At 42.0% G+C, this 18,604-nt stretch carries 17 protein-coding genes, 2 tRNA genes and 1 pseudogene; 9 read left to right on the forward strand and 11 right to left on the reverse strand.

The annotated features are described in order from the left end of the window. Positions 1-106 precede the first annotated feature (106 nt). A complete protein-coding gene (locus FTT76_RS04740) occupies positions 107-1,117 on the forward strand; it encodes an AraC family transcriptional regulator (RefSeq protein ID WP_180050661.1) in 1,011 nt (336 codons plus the stop codon). Between the two features lie 73 nt (positions 1,118-1,190). Further along, positions 1,191-1,878 (forward strand): annotated as a pseudogene (gene aqpZ / locus FTT76_RS04745) (aquaporin Z). A gap of 99 nt (positions 1,879-1,977) precedes the next feature. On the opposite strand, the gene FTT76_RS04750 reads toward aqpZ, so the two are convergent. Continuing rightward, positions 1,978-2,226, reverse strand: coding sequence for a hypothetical protein (locus FTT76_RS04750; RefSeq protein WP_180002780.1), 249 nt, complete (start codon positions 2,224-2,226; stop codon positions 1,978-1,980). 117 nt (positions 2,227-2,343) lie between these two features. Beyond that, positions 2,344-3,432, reverse strand: a complete 1,089-nt coding sequence (locus FTT76_RS04755) for a DNA/RNA non-specific endonuclease (RefSeq protein ID WP_180063005.1) — start codon at positions 3,430-3,432, stop codon at positions 2,344-2,346. A gap of 263 nt (positions 3,433-3,695) precedes the next feature. Between FTT76_RS04755 and FTT76_RS04760 the strand changes: the two genes are divergently transcribed. Further along, positions 3,696-4,412, forward strand: a complete 717-nt coding sequence (locus FTT76_RS04760) for a hypothetical protein (protein WP_180190101.1) — start codon at positions 3,696-3,698, stop codon at positions 4,410-4,412. A 202-nt stretch (positions 4,413-4,614) separates the two neighbouring features. Here the strand turns inward: FTT76_RS04760 and FTT76_RS04765 are convergent, their stop codons facing one another. Continuing rightward, positions 4,615-6,495, reverse strand: a complete 1,881-nt coding sequence (locus FTT76_RS04765; protein WP_180108833.1) for a potassium transporter Kup — start codon at positions 6,493-6,495, stop codon at positions 4,615-4,617. A gap of 122 nt (positions 6,496-6,617) precedes the next feature. Between FTT76_RS04765 and FTT76_RS04770 the strand changes: the two genes are divergently transcribed. From FTT76_RS04770 to FTT76_RS04780, 3 genes are all read left to right on the forward strand, one after another. Next, positions 6,618-6,708 (forward strand) — tRNA-Ser (locus tag FTT76_RS04770). A gap of 428 nt (positions 6,709-7,136) precedes the next feature. Continuing rightward, positions 7,137-7,364: a hypothetical protein gene (locus FTT76_RS04775; RefSeq protein WP_078190515.1), complete on the forward strand. Its 228-nt coding sequence runs from the start codon at positions 7,137-7,139 to the stop codon at positions 7,362-7,364. A 190-nt stretch (positions 7,365-7,554) separates the two neighbouring features. After that, positions 7,555-7,630: transfer RNA gene (locus tag FTT76_RS04780), tRNA-Thr, on the forward strand. Positions 7,631-7,681: 51 nt separating this feature from the next. On the opposite strand, the gene FTT76_RS04785 is transcribed toward FTT76_RS04780, so the two are convergent. The 3 genes from FTT76_RS04785 to FTT76_RS04795 form a co-directional block, all read right to left on the reverse strand. Then, positions 7,682-8,509 carry a cyclopropane-fatty-acyl-phospholipid synthase family protein gene (locus FTT76_RS04785; RefSeq protein WP_180190102.1) on the reverse strand — a complete coding sequence of 276 codons (828 nt, stop codon included), beginning with the start codon at positions 8,507-8,509 and terminating at the stop codon, positions 7,682-7,684. A 1-nt stretch (position 8,510) separates the two neighbouring features. Next, on the reverse strand, positions 8,511-9,809 hold the full coding sequence (locus FTT76_RS04790) for an FAD-dependent oxidoreductase (RefSeq protein WP_180002759.1): 1,299 nt from the start codon (positions 9,807-9,809) through the stop codon (positions 8,511-8,513). Positions 9,810-10,239: 430 nt separating this feature from the next. Next, a complete protein-coding gene (locus FTT76_RS04795; RefSeq protein ID WP_180190103.1) occupies positions 10,240-11,118 on the reverse strand; it encodes a pirin family protein in 879 nt (292 codons plus the stop codon). Between the two features lie 322 nt (positions 11,119-11,440). On the opposite strand from FTT76_RS04795, the gene ycaC reads away from it, so the two are divergent. Beyond that, the gene (gene ycaC, locus FTT76_RS04800; RefSeq protein ID WP_180025950.1) at positions 11,441-12,073 is read left to right on the forward strand and encodes an isochorismate family cysteine hydrolase YcaC; all 633 of its coding nucleotides are present in this window, start codon (positions 11,441-11,443) and stop codon (positions 12,071-12,073) included. A 106-nt stretch (positions 12,074-12,179) separates the two neighbouring features. Continuing rightward, on the forward strand, positions 12,180-13,103 hold the full coding sequence (locus FTT76_RS04805) for a LysR substrate-binding domain-containing protein (RefSeq protein WP_180025914.1): 924 nt from the start codon (positions 12,180-12,182) through the stop codon (positions 13,101-13,103). 67 nt (positions 13,104-13,170) lie between these two features. Here the strand turns inward: FTT76_RS04805 and ahpC are convergent, their stop codons facing one another. Both ahpC and FTT76_RS04815 read right to left on the reverse strand, forming a co-directional pair. Then, positions 13,171-13,734 carry an alkyl hydroperoxide reductase subunit C gene (ahpC, locus tag FTT76_RS04810; protein ID WP_180025913.1) on the reverse strand — a complete coding sequence of 188 codons (564 nt, stop codon included), beginning with the start codon at positions 13,732-13,734 and terminating at the stop codon, positions 13,171-13,173. A 162-nt stretch (positions 13,735-13,896) separates the two neighbouring features. Continuing rightward, positions 13,897-14,535, reverse strand: coding sequence for a TetR/AcrR family transcriptional regulator (locus FTT76_RS04815; protein ID WP_180190104.1), 639 nt, complete (start codon positions 14,533-14,535; stop codon positions 13,897-13,899). 133 nt (positions 14,536-14,668) lie between these two features. On the opposite strand from FTT76_RS04815, the gene FTT76_RS04820 reads away from it, so the two are divergent. Beyond that, entirely contained in the window at positions 14,669-15,133 is a 465-nt protein-coding gene (locus tag FTT76_RS04820) for a hotdog fold domain-containing protein (RefSeq protein ID WP_180054205.1), read from the forward strand. A 123-nt stretch (positions 15,134-15,256) separates the two neighbouring features. On the opposite strand, the gene ssb is transcribed toward FTT76_RS04820, so the two are convergent. The 3 genes from ssb to FTT76_RS04835 all read right to left on the reverse strand — a co-directional run bounded on the left by ssb (position 15,257) and on the right by FTT76_RS04835 (position 18,501). Further along, entirely contained in the window at positions 15,257-15,844 is a 588-nt protein-coding gene (gene ssb / locus FTT76_RS04825) for a single-stranded DNA-binding protein (protein WP_078193176.1), read from the reverse strand. Positions 15,845-15,895: 51 nt separating this feature from the next. Further along, complete coding sequence (locus FTT76_RS04830; protein ID WP_180190105.1) at positions 15,896-17,260, reverse strand: MFS transporter; 1,365 nt, start codon at positions 17,258-17,260, stop codon at positions 15,896-15,898. Between the two features lie 155 nt (positions 17,261-17,415). After that, entirely contained in the window at positions 17,416-18,501 is a 1,086-nt protein-coding gene (locus FTT76_RS04835; protein ID WP_180010617.1) for a DUF475 domain-containing protein, read from the reverse strand. Positions 18,502-18,604: the final 103 nt, after the last annotated feature.

Below are 18,604 nucleotides of genomic sequence, written 5' to 3' on the forward strand. Positions count from 1 at the left end.
ATATCTCCTTTTCTTAGCTCCACTATAGGTAATGAAAAAAGCTAGATATTGACCGTTTTTTTTAATATTATTGACAAAACACGACAAAATTTAGAATTAAAAAAATATGCAACAACTCAAGGACTATACAGGATCGGTCTATGGAGGACTGGGCCATTTGCTCTATGCTTATCACCAAGCCCAAGGCATTGCTATTCCTGAAAAATTGAATAAAGTTCAAAACTTAGAGCGTTTTGATTATGCCATTTGGCGTGATTTATTGATGGATTTAGATCAAAAGATCCAAAAGCCGGCGCTGGGTTTAGAAATTGCAGAACATGTGCAACCTAAACATATTGGCATTATTGCGTATATTGCTCTGTCCTGTGAAAACTTGGGCGAAGCGCTGCTCTGCTACCATGATTTTCATCGCTTAATCTTCGATGGCAGCCCATTGCTGATTGATATTCAAAATGATTTTTTCTCGATCGGTTGGAATGATTTACCCATGAATATGGCCAATCAATTGACCGATGAAATTGCGATTGCCTTAATGCTGCAGTTTCTAAAATTATTCATGCGTTTTGAAGATATCAATTTACACGAAGTGCATTTTCATAATCCTGCACCGAAAAATGTCGCACAATATGAACAATATTTTCGCTGTAAAGTTCGATTTTCCCAAGAAAAGTCAAAGGTTATTGTTCCCATTCAAGAACTGTCTCGCCCCTTTTCCCAAGGCGATCAGACCTTACAAAAACTGTTAATGCAGCAGGCACAGTCTTTATTGGAAAAGCTGCCGAATACCACGCAAATCGACCAACGCTTACAGCAAGCCATCTTAATGGGTTTGCAAAAAAATCAGTTCCAAATTGAACATGTCGCTACGCAACTGAATCTGTCCGTCCGACAATTACAACGCCATTTACAACAACAAGGCAGCACCTATCAGCAACGTATGCAGGAGGTCCGCTGCATGATGGCAGAAGAATTTTTAAGAGACCCGCATTTAAGTTTGCAGGAAATTGCTCTACTGCTGGGTTATTCAGAACAGAGTGCGTTTCAACGCGCTTTTAAACAATGGCGAAACTTGACCCCACAGCAATGGCGCTTATCGCAAATTGAAGCAGTAAGTTAAAAATGTGACACAGTTATCATTTTATATATTGTGATTTTCAGCAAAATCCATTAAATCTATGCATATTCGATAAATGAATAAATATTTAGCAGAACTGATCGGTACATTTTGGCTGGTCTTTGGTGGTTGTGGTAGTGCGGTCTTGGCTGCGGCCTTTCCTGAACTTGGCATTGGCTTCGCTGGCGTGGCACTGGCCTTCGGTTTAACCGTATTAACGGCTGCTTATGCGCTGGGTCATATCTCAGGGGGGACATTTTAACCCTGCCGTGAGTATCGGCTTGTGGGCCGATGGTCGTTTTGAAGCGAAAGAACTAGCACCCTATATTATTTCTCAATTGCTGGGTGCAACCCTCGCCGCATTTATTCTATTCATCATTGTACAAGGTCAGGCCGGATTTACCGGTGTCGGCGGTTTTGCCACCAATGGCTATGGTGAGTTATCTCCGGGCAAATACTCTATGCTCTCAGCGTTAGTTATTGAAATTGTGCTGACGGCTGGCTTTCTGATTGTGATCATGGGAGCAACAGATAAACGTGCACCTGCCGGATTTGCCCCAATTGCAATCGGTCTTGCGCTTACATTGATCCATCTCATCAGCATTCCCGTCACCAATACTTCGGTCAACCCAGCGCGTAGTATGGGTGTGGCATTCTTTGCTGAAACTGCTGCGCTTTCACAAGTTTGGCTATTTTGGGTAGCCCCTATCATTGGCGCGGTGATTGGTGCTGTCATCTATAAACTGATGGCAAAAGACGCATAAATAGAAGAAGACACCATAAAAAAAGCTCACAATCTGTGAGCTTTTTTTTCATTCATCCCGAATTGAGCATTGCTTCCTTCGACGGCCGATGACACAGCATTAAAGAAATGGATTTTCCACTTCGTTTTCTTCACCGCCCTGCGCTATTTTTTCAGCTAAGTTGGTTTCTGCCTCAAGTGTGGTCACCACATCATTGAAAAATGCCTGTAAAGCTTTCGCTGCAGCTAAACCTGCTTGGTCTTTCGTCACCTGTAAGTTGCCATAAATATTAATTCGATCTTGGCCATTTTCTAGTGTTAAGTCATGAATTGCATGCGACGCAGTGTCATTTTCAAATGCTTTGAACATGATGGATATCCTTCTTTTTTGTTGTAGTGATGCAGCAATAGAAATACGTGAAAAAGATTTCAACTGCAAGCAATGATCCTCTTCATCACTCGCCGTTCAGCGCTATTATCTACTCAATTATTTCAAAATCTGTAGCAGATATTGCAGAATTTCTTCAATCAATTGTTTGACCAAGGCATCTTGATTGTTGTCATTTCCACTGCTTGCCGTAGTTGTCTCACCCACAGAACCACCACTCGATTTAAAGTCTTTTTGCAAACTTAAAATCTTGTCTTCTGCGACATCTGCAGCACACTGGCTTTCAGCATCCCAATGCAAATAAGCAATGTCTTGATTTGCTTTGACTTGGGTGGCTTTGAGTGGCAAACGGTAGGTATTGCGCTTTTGGTCTTCGGTTAATTCTGGAAAAAAATTAATTCCAGTCAGTTCTTCTAGCGCACAAATACTCATCACTTTGACTGTCGGTGCGGTATCACGCAAGGTATTGTCTGCATAGTACACGCCTGCAACGCCTTTTTTCGGCAAATAGATCGCCTTATAAGTGGCGGTCGGCACAATGACCCCTTGCCCAATGGTTTTTAATTTTTTCGCACTGTAAACCGGCCCCGTCACCACATAGACATCTTGCTTTTGTTTGGTCACTATCGCCCGTGTGGCTTCTTCTAACTCGCGCCACACTTGCTGATTATTTTTTGGAGCTTGCGGCACCATATTGGCCAAAGAAAAACTATCTAACTGCGCAGCTTTATTGGGCATATCGGCATTTGGCGCCATGTGTCCACGGTCATAGCCTGAAGATTTATAGTCTGACAGCAAAGCCCGATATTCAGACGGCACGCGAGTCTCTTCATGAAAGTTATCTTCACGCGGAATTTTTTGACTCAGGCGTGCGGGGGTTAATGCTTCTGCAACCCAAAGCGGTGTCTTGGATATCCCTGAATACATGACATTAAAGCCATTAAAACACAGTGGAAAACTGTTTTTATGTAGGCTTTCACGGACCAAATAAGGTGGCACTTCACGATAAAATTGGTCCAAACAGGCGCTATTTGAAGTGCTGCTCATAGAAACAAGTTGTTGAATTTTTTCTTGCCCGAAAGCAATAGCAAAGCTTCCTGTTGCCACCAGACCCAACAGCACTTTTATGCCATTTTGCCCAAATAACTGTGAAAGTGGATTTGCTGAATTGCGTTTCTTTTTGACCATGACTTACAACAATGACTTCTAAAAGGACTATTTTTCCGCAGCTTAGCAAGGGTGCATATTTTAGTACACTTTTCTTTTTTAATTTGCTTAACAATCACACAAATATTGTTTAACAAAGCAGCAGTTGATGTAACTTTATGTCGCAGTTGTGCAGTTCTTTATAGGAGGTCATGAAGCAGTTGCGTATGTTTCATTGAATTCGCCTCAAGAATTATGACAAGGTAAAAATACGAAAAATTGCGATAAAAATATACGGAGTGACTATGCATTCTAAAATTTTAGGTTTAGGTTTAATTTCAGGTTTAATGAGCGCAGCAGCATTTGCAGAGCCGCCGATTCAACCCGGTGACACTTTAGAAAGCTTGTCTAAAGTCAAAATTGTGACCACTGTGAATGGTCAACCCGGTTCTATTCAGGACTTGGTATCAAGTGGTCAAGTTCAATTGCTTGAAGCACCTGCCGGACAAGTCAATGCCGCTGCAACAGAACAGCCCTTAAACCCTGAACAGGCTCAGGCAAACCAAATCGATCCGAATGCCCCTGCAGTCCCTGCAAATGCTGAACAAGCGGCGACTGAAGCGGAAAATGCACTCGCAAATGAACAGCAAAGTGTAGCAGCTGTACCTACAGAGCAGTCTGTGCCAACTGAACAAACGGCAGTGGCCAATCCACCCGAAGCCACGGTAACTGAAGCACCTGTGGAAACAGCACAGCAAGCACCTGAAGCCGTAGCAACGGATGCCAATGCTGCACCCGTCATTGCCTCTTCTGCAGAAGCGCCAGTCAATGCCGATAGCGCATCGGCTGCATTGCCTGCAGCACCTCAAGCACAGCAGGATGCTTTTATGGCAGCAACTGAAACTCAAAGTGCAAATCCTGCAGATGCATCAATTCAAGCCAACCCAGAAGCACCTGTTGCTGACGAAGCCATCCAAGCTGCGCCTGAAGCCTCTGCAGATGTAGACGCGACAATCAACTAATCAGCGTATTTTCAAGGATGAAATAGCGCAACATCTTCATTCTGTTGCTTTGCTCGCATACTCCTCCCAGGAAAAAGCAACAGAATGATCTCTATGTCTTTGGACTAAATAAGTTCAATTATCACAGATAAAAAAAGCCAGAAGTGATCTGGCTTTTTCGTGTCTAACTTTTAAATCTATGCCTAAAAGTTCAATCTAGGTCTTAAATTTCAATCTGACTTCCCAACTCAACCACACGGTTGGTTGGAATTTGATAAAAGTCGCTGACTGGACTGGTATTTCGCTGCATAGAGATAAACAGCTTTTCTCGCCATGGCGCCATGCCTTCACCCAAGGTATGAATAATGCGGTCTCGGGAAATAAAGAAACTGATTTGCATTAAATCAAATTCAAAGCCCAATTCACGATACGCATGCTCCAAAGCGGCAGGAATATTCGGCTGGTCTTTAAACCCATAAAACATCGTGATTCGAAAGAATCGATCATCTAGTTTCTCCGTGATCACCCGCTCATTTTCAGGTACAAACGGCACATCTCGGGTATTGACCGTGACCATAATATTGCGTTCATGCAAGACTTTGTTGTGCTTAATATTATGCAACATGGCATGTGGCACGATCTCAGGCGTTCCGGTTAAGAATACGGCATCGCCTGGCACAAACTTGGTTTCACTACCCATGCTGACACTGCGAATAAACAGGTCAATAGGCAAGGCATCTTTACCGAGTCGATTGAGCACCAATGCCCGACCATCTTTCCACGTCATTAAAATCGTAAACAATACCGCACCAATCAGGATTGGAACCCAACCGCCCGCTGCAATTTTTAATGATGTCGATGCAACAAAGATCAAATCAATCAATAAAAATGGTACTGCAAATATTGCCACTTTCCAAACGGGCCAACGCCATAAACCATAAGCCAAAACTGAGATCAAAATCGTACCGCAAAGCATCGTCATGGTCACAGCTACGCCATACGCACTGGCCAAATTCGCACTGTTTTCAAACAGCAAGATCAAGATCAGCACTGAGATAAACAGTGCCCAGTTAATAAATGGCAAATAAATCTGACCACGTTCAACTTCGGAGGTATGTTTCACTGTCAAACGAGGCAAATAGCGCAATTGAATCGCCTGATTGACCATAGAGAACACCCCTGTGATCACTGCTTGAGAGGCAATCACCGCTGCCGCTGTCGCCAAAGCAATCATTGGATACAGTGCCCATTCAGGAATCAACATATAGAATGGATTGGCTAGAGCTTCTGGATTCCGCAGTAGCAAGGCTCCTTGGCCCGCATAGTTCAACAGCAAGCACGGCATCACCACAATAAACCATGCCAAGCGGATTGGGAGTCGGCCAAAATGCCCCATATCGGCATAGATTGCCTCACCACCCGTCATCGTCAAGATGACCGCACCCATGGTCAAAAACGCAACATAGGGTTGCTGTACCACAAAATTGAAAGCCCAATGCGGACTGATCATGGTCAACACAAATGGTGTTTGCGAAATACTCCATAGTCCAAAACCACCAATGGATAAAAACCACATGAGCGTCAAGGGACCAAAGAATTTACCCATCGTGCCTGTGCCATGGCGTTGCACTAAAAATAGCCCCGCCAAAATACCAATCGATAAGGGTTGCAGCCATTGGTTAAACATCGGCGTCGCAATACTTAAACCTTCAATCGCTGATAACACGGAGATTGCGGGGGTAATGATCCCATCACCAAAGAACAAAGATGCCCCAATAAAACCAAGGGCGATCAGGTAGATTTTTTTGTTTTCGGCAATTCGTGTAGTTCGCAGATTCAAGGCCAACAGCGACATAATACCGCCCTCGCCATTGTTATCTGCGCGCATGATGATGCTGACGTATTTAAAACTAATCGTCAGCATGATGCACCAGAAAATCAGGGACAGAATACCCAGCACAGACGCTTCGCTAATCGCCAAGTGTGCTGTGAGGAAACATTGGCGCAGCGCATATAACGGGCTCGTCCCAATGTCTCCGAATACTACGCCCAAAGCTGCCAAGGTGATGGCAGGCAATGCGGCTTTTTGTGCAGTACTTTGCATATAATTGTCTTCAATTTAGACAGGATTTTTGCGAATCATAGCACCGCTCAAGATGTTTTTGTCTAATTCAATTGTTTCTCTTGGCAGAATATATTTTTTTCGCTATTATCCACCGCGCAAAAGGTGAAGTGTCCGAGTGGCTGAAGGAGCACGCCTGGAAAGTGTGTAAACGTTTATAGCGTTTCGAGGGTTCGAATCCCTCTTTCACCGCCAGAATAAACTGCAATGCCAAGCAGAATGAAGGTCTAAATTGATAAAATTTAGGCCTTTTTTAATTTTATTGTTCTCAATATTAAATATCCCCCTAATTGATCTTCTATTTGTTTAGCTCAATAACTTCACAGTATTTAAGTCCTGATTGACGGATTTCAATCACACGTTTTTTTCCTAATGCACGACTTATGGATTTTTTATTGGCAGCAATAAGTACACGTATATTTACAAATACAAATTTTATATTCTAAAGACAATTACTTAAGCCTATGCTAAAAATAAATCATCCTCTCAATATAGGTACTATTCAAAAAATTATTCATTAATTTAAACATCATAGAACTGAAACGCGATTGCGGTACTTTTAACTTGATCAACGAAAAACTTAAAAAACACATTTCATATATCACTGCTATTCGGGAGAGAACATGAATAACAGCCAGAATTATGTTAAGCAGATCAAGAACGCCAAACGTGGTGGCTATACCCCAACCCTTGCCAAAGACATCAATAAACATAAAATTCAAAAAGCACAGCGTCTGATTGACGAATGGCGAAAGCTCGCCAATGAACTCCGCCCCCAAATGCAACTGGAGATGGCATATACACTTGAAGAATGCGCACAGGATCTAGACCAAATTTTAAGAATGAAATAGCACTCAACGCTCACCCATCCTATTTTTTCGCCCACATCTTGTGGGCGAAACATTACCTATTTTTATTTCTCTGGTTTTTAGAGCCAAACATCGGTTGAATGCTGAATAAATCAAACGTATAAATTACATTCGATTTGCTGTTTTTTTAACTTGCACCACTTCAAAAAATCTGTAGAATGCATTCCACAACGCCGGCATAGCTCAGTTGGTAGAGCAACTGACTTGTAATCAGTAGGTCCACAGTTCGAATCCGTGTGCCGGCACCATTTCTTAGCCTCGCTTTTTAGTGAGGCTTTGATGTTTTTAGAGCCACTCTTTTATGGCTTCCTCGCGCTAATCTGCACATAACGAATCAGCCCATCTCGATACAACTTCTCGCACAATTTTGCCGTCATCTTGATTTTGAATTGATCCACATGACTCAGGCTCATCTGACTTTTTTGTTCTTGAATATAATCGGCAAAACCCTGAAATACGAATTCGCTGATATCTTCAATCTGGATATACTCGAAACCTGCCTGTTGTACTTGGTATTGTAAATTTTGCTTTGAATTTAAATTTTTCAAATTCACATCTGCTGCTTTCAACAGACTTTGATATTTCAGTCGCTGTAATGAATTTAAATTCAAAAACGCATCGGACAACATTAAATAGTGAAAAGCAAAGCGCCCTTTTGAATTCAAAACATCAACGACTGATAAAAGCAATAAATTCAAATCACTATGATACGCAGCATCAATACACAGTACGGCATCCATAGCGTTTTGTGGATAAATATTTTTTAAATTCAAAAATGAATCTTGCTGGATTTTAATCTTTGAATTTAAATTTTTTTGGATTTTTTCCACACATGCGGTTTGCAATTCGACTGCGGATAAGTTTTGAATTTGAAAATGTTCCATCCAAAAAACCAAGCTCGCACCCTGCCCACAACCGAGGTCTAAAACACGATCTGTAGATTTTAATTGAATGGATTCGGCAAGATGGAAAGCGAGTTTTTGACAGGCCGCAGGATAGGATGATTTTGCATCATCCCAATAGCCCAAATTGCTCCAAGCAAGTTCCGCATCATCTCCGAGTAGTCGACTGTTAATCGCATATTTATGGCTAGGGATGTGCTGACGAATTGCTTGAAGCCATTTCATGTTAGTAACCGAGTTGAGGGGCTACCTCCACTTTAGGTTTTAAACCCACAAACGGCAATGGTGCACCAAAAATTTCTGCAATATGCATAGCAGACGTTACCGCAGACTCTAAAATCGGCAGACCGTCACAAGACCATGAGCCACAGAAGAAGACTTTACGCTCAGGGGATAAATGTCGTTGCTGTAACTCTTTATTCAGCGCCACGGTATGTGAATCCACCACTGCGCGTGTCAAACTAACCGAAGAGATCACTTTTTTAGGATCGATCGGTGTCACTGGCTGCCAGGTTTGGAACACTGGGGTTTTACCCACCAAGCTCGGCTCGATTGAGTTAAGCCACACGGTAAATTGCTGACGAGTAAATTTACGATCCATCATATAACTTAGTACAGACCAATCTTTGCGCTTCGGCGGCATCACCGTTTGATCAGTGTGGATCACCAACTGACCTTGCTCAAATTTAAATTTCTTTAAGAGCTCAATATCGTCAGCAAACTGAGTAGAATCTAAAAATTCTTCCGTTTTGGTGGTTGGTGTCGCAACAACCACGCGATCGAATAGATGATGTGCACCGGCCTCAGTTTCCACCAAGACTTTATCGTCTTGCTCGAGCACTTTGGTAATTGCCGTACCACTTTGAATATTTAAACCTTCAATCAGTTTATCAACCAACGCAGGTGTACCACCTTGGATACGCAGCAAGGCATCGCCATTGGTCAATTGACGCAAGAAAATCAACAGCGGTTTAGCAGGCCATTCGCCAATCGTTTTCGGGTTACAGGTGCAAATGGTATACAACACTGGCATGACCGCACCATGCCAAAATACTTCTTCAATTTCATTTTTATTAATGAACTCGGCAAGCGTGATGTCCTGATTTTTTGATTTAAAAAATCGAGTGATCGCGGCTTTGAGTTGCAACATTCCTTTGACTAAACGCCAGCCATATTGTTGTAAGCCTTTACGGTTATTAATAATTGGGAAATTACCAATACGGCTACGACTGGTGGTCAACCACGTTTCTGTACGATCTTCAAATAGCCAACTGCATGCCATATAGGTACGGACGGGGAAGGTTTTAATCCCTAAATGGGTCGCCAAACTTAAGGTATTTTTCCAGAGGTGTGGATTCATCACACGCAAAGGGGCATCGATCAAGCCGCCTTCAAACTCAGTGCTGTGGCTATCCATACCACGACCAGGCAGAGCTTCGAAAATTGTAATGTTATGCCCTGCGTCTTTAAGAATTCTTGCGGTAGCCAGCCCAGCCATGCCACTACCGATGACTGCAATTTCCAATTTTCTTTTCCATCTATAAAACACAGTTTAAAAGTATGACTGATCAGAAGTTAAAAATAGCTATTAAAAAATACCAGATTCGCACTTTTTGTATGGATTTCAGTACAGCCGTTTTTAAGTTAAATTTACAAATATTTACAGTCAAAAAGCACACAATTTAAGCTTTGTTTTTTAAACATATTTTTCTTTAAAATTTTAATTACCCTATAAAACCAAACAATTAAATTAACCATTTTTATAACTTTCGGTTTACTTTAAAGCCAAGTCTCGCTAAGATGCGCCACATAAGAAAGTGATAAATTCATCACAATTTATAAAAAGTAAAATGATATTTAAATCATGACAACTATAAATACTACAGCGCTCAATAAAAAAGCCTCTGACTGTTCAGAGGCTTTTTTTTCGGCTATTTCAACGGCATGAATTTCACTTAAGCCTCATGCGCTAGCGCAATTTCACCAAATTTTCCGTTATTGAAATCATCAAAGGCTTGAATAATTTCAGCTTTGCTATTCATCACAAATGGGCCATAACCTTGAATCGGCTCATTTAGTGGCTCACCGCTAAGTAACAGAAATTGTGTGTCCTGCAACGCTTGTAGCTGAATGGCGATATCATCTTTGGCAAACATGACCATTGAACTGTCTTGAACTTTATGGCTTTCATTCACCACAACCTCACCCTTCAAGACCACCAAAATGGTGTTATGTCCTTCAGGTACATGTAAGGTGATTTCATATTGAGCTTTTAACTCACCATCCCAGACATTCACTGGACTAAAGGTTTGTGCAGGCCCAAGGTGACCACCCATTTCACCAGCAATCACCCGAATATGCCCTGCACCTTCATCCATGTCTATGCGAGGAATATCTTGGCGTGTGATCGCTTGATAACGAGGCTGGGTCATTTTGTCTTTTGCCGGTAAATTCACCCACAATTGAACCATTTCAAAAAGACCACCTGCTTGAGCAAATTCAGGCGAATGAAATTCTTCATGCACCAGACCCGACCCTGCGGTCATCCATTGCACATCGCCTGTTTGAATTGTGCCGCCACCACCACTTGAGTCCTTATGAGTCACTTCACCGCTGTAGGCGATAGTCACCGTTTCAAAACCACGATGTGGATGTGAACCTACACCATGCCGTGCAGTGGTGGGATCGAACTGATAAGGTGCCGCATAATCCAAAAGCAAAAATGGGCTAATCGCCTGACCTAGACGATCATAGGAAAATAAGCTTTTGACTGGAAAACCATCGCCCACCCAGTGCATTTGCTGATTACGATAAACACCAATTACTTTTTTCATTTCTTAGCTCCTATATTCATACGATAGGATGAACATAGCGCTTATTTTAAGCTTTGAAATACTTACTGACCATCTTCCAGATAGCATTCTATATCTCAAAATTAGAACAATACTCAGACATAAAATCTGCACCTCACTCAAAACCAAGCATTAATTTCGAAATTCTAAGGTTTAAGACATATACAACGATGAATTATCCCAATTTTATGATTGAGCTTCTCATTTAAACCCATTTCATTGTCTCATTTTTACAACTATTCTAAATCTAGTTAACACGCAGATTTCATCTGATCCTGCGTACTTGCAAACAGGAAAGAGGACAATAAAATGGGGCAAACCTTACGTTCGTTTAGACAAAGATAATGCCGCGGTACTTTTAGTTGACCATCAAACAGGTCTACTTTCATTGGTTCGCGACATTGATCCAGATAAATTTAAAAATAATGTGCTCGCACTGGCTGCAGCCGCAAAATATTTTAATCTTCCAACGATTCTCACCACCAGTTTTGAACAAGGTCCAAACGGTCCATTGGTTCCAGAACTCAAAGAGATGTTCCCTGACGCACCTTATATTGCACGCCCAGGTCAAATTAATGCTTGGGACAATGAAGACTTTGTGAAAGCCGTCAAAGCAACAGGCAAAAAGCAATTGATTATTGCCGGTGTAGTGACTGAGGTTTGTGTTGCATTTCCAACCTTGTCTGCTTTAGAAGAAGACTTTGACGTCTTTGTGGTGACCGATGCTTCAGGTACATTCAACCATTTAACCCGTGACTCAGCTTGGCAACGTATGACGCAAGCGGGTGCGCAGCTTATGACGTGGTTTGGTACCGCGTGTGAATTACACCGCGACTGGCGTAATGATATTGAAGGTTTAGGTGCGCTTTTCGGCAACCATATACCGGACTACCGCAACCTAATCAACAGCTATACGCAAAATACTGAAAAGAAATAATCCTTCAGTAGTAAAAAGCGGCTTCGAGCCGCTTTTTTTATACCTGATGTATAAATTGACGTATGATGATTTGAATTGAAATAATTTTCACTGCATAAGGTGATCCATGCATTCATTTGATGATTATTACTACTTTTACTTGGTGGTGAAACATGGCGGTTTTAGCGCTGCAAGTGAAGCATCGAATATTACAAAATCAAAATTAAGCCGACGCATTTTAGATCTTGAAGCCAAATATAATGTCACCCTTATTCAGCGTTCTACCCGACACTTTAAGGTCACGACATTAGGCCAAGAATTGTATGAAGAATGCATAAAAGTGATCGAACAAGTTGAATGTGCGCATCAGGTGCTCCTGAAGCAAAAAAGTGAACTTGAAGGCTTGGTTAAAATTAGTTGTCCACCGGTCATGATGGAACATCAAATTCGCCCCTTGTTAAATCAATTTTTAAAAGATCATCCCAAAGTTCAGGTCGAACTTGAGCTGTCTAGCCGCCGTGTAGATGTCTTGCATGACGACATTGATTTAGCGATTCGTACCAATTTTAGTAAAAATGAAGACTCGAGCATTATTGTACGTGACGTGATTAAAACCGTGCATTGCTTAGTGATTAGTCCTGAACTTTTACAAGGACGCGAGTTAAAGCATATTTTCGAATTGACAGAATTTCCGAGTATCGTTTTGGGTACACAGAAAAACCGCTATCAATGGCATTTGCATCATACGGGACAGCAAGAGCAGATTGAAATTGCCTTACAACCTCGGATTAAAAGCAATGACTTAGCCGGTGCTTATTATGCGGTACTCGATGGTTTAGGCATCGCAGACTTACCGTATTTAACGGTACAAGCAGATATTGAGGCAGGTCGTTTAATTCACCTCTTCCCCGAATGGTGCTCAAATGTCGGTACGGTACAATTGGTATATGCTTCGCGAAAAGGTCAGCGCCTAGTCATGGAAAGATTAATTGACTATTTAGTCGCTGGAATTCGTGACTATGCTCCGGAGCTTGATGGCTATTTAGTTTAATGTTCTAGACCACAAAAAAGCCAGAACTGAGTTCTGGCTTTTTTAAATCTACGGTTGGATCACTAAATTAGATTTTACCCACTAGGTCGATCGATGGTGCAAGCGTCGCTTCACCTTCTTTCCATTTTGCAGGACATACTTCACCTGGGTGTGCATGTACATATTGAGCAGCTTTTACTTTACGCATCAATTCAGAAGCATTACGGCCGATACCACCTGCGTTGATTTCAACGATTTGGATTTTACCTTCAGGGTCAATTACGAAAGTACCACGGTCAGCAAGACCATCCGCTTCAATTAAAACATCAAAGTTTTTCGCAAGTGTCCAAGTTGGATCGCCAACCATTGGGTATTCGATTTTCTTAATTTCTTCAGAAGAATCGTGCCAAGCTTTATGCGTGAAGTGTGTATCAGTAGATACTGAATAAATTTCTACGCCCATTTTTTTGAATTCAGCATAGTGATCAGCAAGATCGCCTAATTCTGTTGGACATACAAAAGTAAAGTCAGCAGGATAGAAGAACACCACAGACCATTTACCGTAGAAGTCTTTTTCTGAAACTTCAATAAATTGACCGTCTTGGTAAGCGGTAGCGTTAAATGGTTTTACTTCAGTATTAATTAAACTCATTTGATATTCCTCTAACTCATTTCAGGGATTGCTTATCTGTTGAAGCTAGAATACGAAATATCAAACCATAGGTAAAACCGAACTTTTTTATAAAAACTATCGGATTTTTAGATTTATTATTTAAATCAATCTTTGCCTTTCCATCGAGCAAACCAATCAAGTTCAATGAGAGAAAGGCTTTATATCCATACAGAGGGTCTGCCAAGCAGACTGTGTAAACTGTTGTTTATAGAGTGATGGTGGCGTTTTGACTTTATGCGACAACCATGCCCGACAATAATTTTCCGTTGCCCCCAAGACCAATGACATCATTAATTCTTTGGGTAAATGCTCAATCAAATGCCAATCGGGTTGTGCGGTCAACCAATCCAGCAGTGCGGTATTGCGTTGTAGATTATGTTGTTTTAACTCGGCTTGTAGCGTTTCCTTACGCATACTAAACCCTGCCGCATACAAGAATCCTGCAAAATCTGGATACGCTTCGACCCAGTCGATATACGAGCACAAAATGGCTTGAATGCCTTCCTGCAGCGATTGGGCCTGCGTCAAGGCATCTGCCCTTTTCGCAAATTGATCTTGCAACGCCGCAAAATACAATGCCGCCACTAAACCATCTTTATTTTTAAAATGATGGTAAATCGCGCCAACACTGGTCTCTGCGCGGTCTCGCACATGTTCAATCGTCGTCGTTTCAATCCCTTGCTCTAAAAAACATGCAAGGGCTTCTCCTAAGATCTGCCGTTTAAGTTCCGCTCGGCGACCACTGTAAATTCGTTGCAATAATGCTTGATTTGACGACATCGATACCTTCCCTTTGCTCGGGTCATTTTAAAACAATGTTGGCTTTTTTTAATAGCTGTGACGTCATTTACGCCATTAACAGAATATTATTCTGCATTAGAATTATATTCTGAATAATGACGGATAATTAAGCATGAGCCAAGCATTAAAATTATGGAAGACCTTCCAAAACAAACCCGCAGGGAAATGGACTTTTTCTAAATTGCTGTGTTTGAAAGCACCGTATTTCAGCAGTATTTCGCCTGTTTTTGATGAATTAAAGCCCCAATACTGTGAACTGCATATTAAAAAACAGCGCAGTGTGTTGAATCATATTGGCACTGTCCACGCGATTGCCATGTGTAATATGGCCGAATTGGCTGGCGGTACCATGACGGATGTAACCGTTCCGAGCAGCCATCGTTGGATTCCCAAAGGCATGACTGTGGAATATTTGAAAAAAGCCGATACAGATTTAACGGCCATTGCCACGCCTGTCGATGCTAATTTTACGTGGAATGCAGGGAGTGATTACTTGGTGAATGTCGTGGTGAACAACACACGTAATGAAGCAGTTTTTAAAGCCGTGATTACCATGTGGGTTTCTGCAAAAAAATAAGTCATCGACTCAATTGCAAAATGAAACTGATCTTTCAAGATGAGACCTGCGAAAAAAAACCCTCAAGATTGAGGGCTTTTTTTGATGATGATCTACCGTTTTAAACGCTGTGTTTAAGGTTCATTAGAACGGTAAGTCATCATCTAAATCTGCTGCTGCAGGAGCCGGTGTCGGTGCAGGCTGTTGTTTTGGCGCAAAACCACCTGGGTTGTTATTGCCATAGCTATTGCCTTGAGCCGGTTGGTTATTGCCATAACCGCCTTGGTTTGAGCTATTACCGTAGCCACCTTGGTTTTGGTTATTGTTATAACCACCTTGTTGATTATTAAAACGAGGCTGACCAAAATCACCGCCTTGACCTTGTTCGCCTTGTTGGCGATTATTGTCAAGCATTTGCATTTGTTCACCACGAATTTCAGTCGTGTAACGCTCTTGACCGCCTTGATCTGTCCACTGACGAGTACGTAATGAACCTTCAATATAAACTTTAGAACCTTTGCGCAAATATTGCTGTGCAATTTCACCTAAGCGGTTATGTAACACAATACGGTGCCATTCTGTTTGCTCTTTACGTTCACCTGTATTTTTATCTGTCCATGAATCACTCGTTGCAATTGAAAACTGAGTGAGAGAACCACCATTTGGGAAAGTTTTTGTTTCAGGGTCACGACCCAAAGTACCAACTAAAATGACCTTATTTACACCACGCATCAGACGTATTCTTCCTATTTGTTTCTATTATTTACTTTATAAGAGTTATGCTTAAATGGCTACCTCTTTCCCTAACAAGTGCGTTAAATGTTGTCGCGCAGATTCATCCATCTGCTGCTTATCCACTTTTACATAAGCCACTTGCTGGTCAGACATCACCACAACTTCTTCAATACCACGAATTGCTAAAAGCTGAGAAGTCCATTCATCCGTTTCTTTATCTTCAGGCAAACTGAAAACCATAGACGATAAATAACGCGGCTGAGCCAACCCAAAACTAATGATCAACCATAAAATGGCTAGCCCTGTCAGGATGCCCCATCCCATTGCCGTATCATTTAGCAACAGAAGTTGCCCACCAATCATACCACCAAAAAATGCCCCCAGAAACTGACTGCTGGCGTTCACCCCCATGGCAGTCGCTTTGGATTGAATTGGAGCTGCTTTCGACAACCATGACGGTAATAATGCCTCCATCACATTAAATGCGATAAAGAATAAACCTAAGCCTGTCAGCAAAATATATTTTGATTCGAAACCAAAAATTAAGATGCCCAATCCTAAAATAATGCCACCAATGGCGGTCAAGAAAATGCCGCGCATTTTGCGATATTTTTCCGCCAAAATAATACTTGGAAATGCAAAAAACAGGCTCACGACCAAAAGCGGCAAATACACCAGACCATGTGAATGTAATGGAATATTAGCAAAGTCAATCAACTGAGACGGCACATAGATAAACATCGCTGTGAGCAGTAAATGCAATGAAAAGACTGAAACATGTAAACGATTTAGATCAGGCATTTTCAGTACTTGCTTTAACTGCGTCAGATAACCTTGTTGAAAATTTTTATGATGACGCGTTACTTTCGGTACCAATAGCAACATCGCAATCGCGGCAAGTCCCATGATGGTGGTCACCCAAAATAAACCCGAGATGCCGACTAAACCTGTGAGCCAAGGCCCAAGGCTGAACGCGACCACAAAGGACAAACCGATACTCATCCCCATCATGGCCATGGCTTTGGTACGCTGTTCTTCACGTGTAACATCGGCTAACAAAGCCATCACCACCGCAGATACAGCACCACCACCAGCAATCGCACGCCCGATAATTACGCTATAGATACTATCGGACATTGCAGCAATTGCACCACCTAAAGCAAACAACAGCAGCCCAATTACCACCAACGGTTTACGACTATAACGGTCTGCAATTAGACTAAACGGGATCTGTAAAATCGCTTGAGTTAAACCATAAACACCCACCGCTAAACCAATAAGTGCTGGTGTTGCCCCTGCATATTGCTGACCTGCCACAGAGAAAACAGGAATAATCATGAACAGCCCCAGCATACGTAAGGCGAAAATACTACTCAAAGCAAAAGTTGAGCGTCGTTCAAGAGCATTCATCATAGCTGGTTAAAAATTCATTAATCTTGGAATGGGATTATAGGACATTCAGCTTAAAGCGAAGCAGGATTTTTATTGATTTTAAATATCCTGATGATTGGACAAATAAAAAGCGCAGCTGACGCTGCGCTTTTTGGGAGATTTTAGGCAAATTTAAATTAGCCTAGACTTTCTTGACGCTTTTTATATTGAATTGAGGCAATCACAGCCCAAACAATAAATGCCACACCAATTAGACCTGTTACCACTTCAGGGACATGCAGACCTGTGCCACTCGCCAACATAATGAAGGCCAAAGCACCAATCGCATAATGCGCACCATGTTCAAGGAAGATATAAGCATCTAAGGTGCCTTTATCCACCAAGTATATGGTCATCGAACGCACGAACATAGCACCAATAGCAAGACCGAGCATAATGATTACCACATCAGAGGTAATCGCAAATGCACCAATCACACCATCAAAACTGAATGAGGCATCGAGTACTTCAAGGTAAAGGAAACCACCAAAACCGGCTTTGATCACGCCCGTCGGTACGCCATTTGCGTCATGTCCAACCGCATTACCGTTTTCATCAACTTCAGGTTCACCACCCAATAAATGACTCAGTACTTGGACACCGATATACACCACGATCCCCCAGATACCCGCCATCACTACCGCTAGACGAGAGACTTCGGCCACGTTTGCTGCCATTACCAATAACGCAATTAGGGCAATAAACACGGACATCGCAGGAACGTTTGCAAGATTGGCCAAACGGCGCTCTAGCCAACGGAACCAATGGGTATCTTTCCCTTCATCTAAGAAGAAGTTCAGGAACACCAACAATAAGAAAGCACCACCAAAGGCCGCAATTTCTGCATGATGTGCCATCAATTTTGCAGAGTATTCAATTGGATTATTCAATGCCAATTGCACCACTTCCATTGCCCCCATGTCAGCCGTTACAGCAACAATGACGATTGGGAAAATCAAACGCATACCGAATACAGCAATCACGATCCCGACGGTTAAGAAAATCATTTTCCAAAAATGATCCCAACCACGGAGTACCGATGCATTCACTACAGCGTTATCAAATGACAATGATACTTCCATCACCGCTAAAATGGCAGTAATGGTCAGTGCTGTCAGCATGGCTTGCACACCTGCATTTGGGCCATGATTCAGACCCCAATATGCAGAAATGGCAAGACACACGATCGTAAAGACGATTGAGAAACCAAAATGTTTCATCATGAGAGATCGACCTATTCATTCAATAAGATTTCAAAATGAGGGAATACCCAGTTTGAAGCTAAGTTTATGGCGCAATTATGCCGCTTTTCAGGATTGAAACCAA

It is taken from the genome of Acinetobacter sp. YH01009, from assembly GCF_013420765.1.
In the GTDB taxonomy this organism is placed as follows: domain Bacteria; phylum Pseudomonadota; class Gammaproteobacteria; order Pseudomonadales; family Moraxellaceae; genus Acinetobacter; species Acinetobacter amyesii.

Excerpts from the sequence above, each read along its gene's own strand:
- FTT76_RS04740 (WP_180050661.1), top strand. The coding sequence starts at position 107 with ATGCAACAACTCAAGGACTATACAGGATCGGTCTATGGAGGACTGGGC.
- FTT76_RS04750 (WP_180002780.1), bottom strand. The coding sequence starts at position 2,226 with ATGTTCAAAGCATTTGAAAATGACACTGCGTCGCATGCAATTCATGAC.
- FTT76_RS04755 (WP_180063005.1), bottom strand. The coding sequence starts at position 3,432 with ATGGTCAAAAAGAAACGCAATTCAGCAAATCCACTTTCACAGTTATTT.
- FTT76_RS04760 (WP_180190101.1), top strand. The coding sequence starts at position 3,696 with ATGCATTCTAAAATTTTAGGTTTAGGTTTAATTTCAGGTTTAATGAGC.
- FTT76_RS04765 (WP_180108833.1), bottom strand. The coding sequence starts at position 6,495 with ATGCAAAGTACTGCACAAAAAGCCGCATTGCCTGCCATCACCTTGGCA.
- FTT76_RS04775 (WP_078190515.1), top strand. The coding sequence starts at position 7,137 with ATGAATAACAGCCAGAATTATGTTAAGCAGATCAAGAACGCCAAACGT.
- FTT76_RS04785 (WP_180190102.1), bottom strand. The coding sequence starts at position 8,509 with ATGAAATGGCTTCAAGCAATTCGTCAGCACATCCCTAGCCATAAATAT.
- FTT76_RS04795 (WP_180190103.1), bottom strand. The coding sequence starts at position 11,118 with ATGAAAAAAGTAATTGGTGTTTATCGTAATCAGCAAATGCACTGGGTG.
- FTT76_RS04805 (WP_180025914.1), top strand. The coding sequence starts at position 12,180 with ATGCATTCATTTGATGATTATTACTACTTTTACTTGGTGGTGAAACAT.
- ahpC (WP_180025913.1), bottom strand. The coding sequence starts at position 13,734 with ATGAGTTTAATTAATACTGAAGTAAAACCATTTAACGCTACCGCTTAC.
- FTT76_RS04815 (WP_180190104.1), bottom strand. The coding sequence starts at position 14,535 with ATGTCGTCAAATCAAGCATTATTGCAACGAATTTACAGTGGTCGCCGA.
- FTT76_RS04820 (WP_180054205.1), top strand. The coding sequence starts at position 14,669 with ATGAGCCAAGCATTAAAATTATGGAAGACCTTCCAAAACAAACCCGCA.
- ssb (WP_078193176.1), bottom strand. The coding sequence starts at position 15,844 with ATGCGTGGTGTAAATAAGGTCATTTTAGTTGGTACTTTGGGTCGTGAC.
- FTT76_RS04830 (WP_180190105.1), bottom strand. The coding sequence starts at position 17,260 with ATGATGAATGCTCTTGAACGACGCTCAACTTTTGCTTTGAGTAGTATT.
- FTT76_RS04835 (WP_180010617.1), bottom strand. The coding sequence starts at position 18,501 with ATGATGAAACATTTTGGTTTCTCAATCGTCTTTACGATCGTGTGTCTT.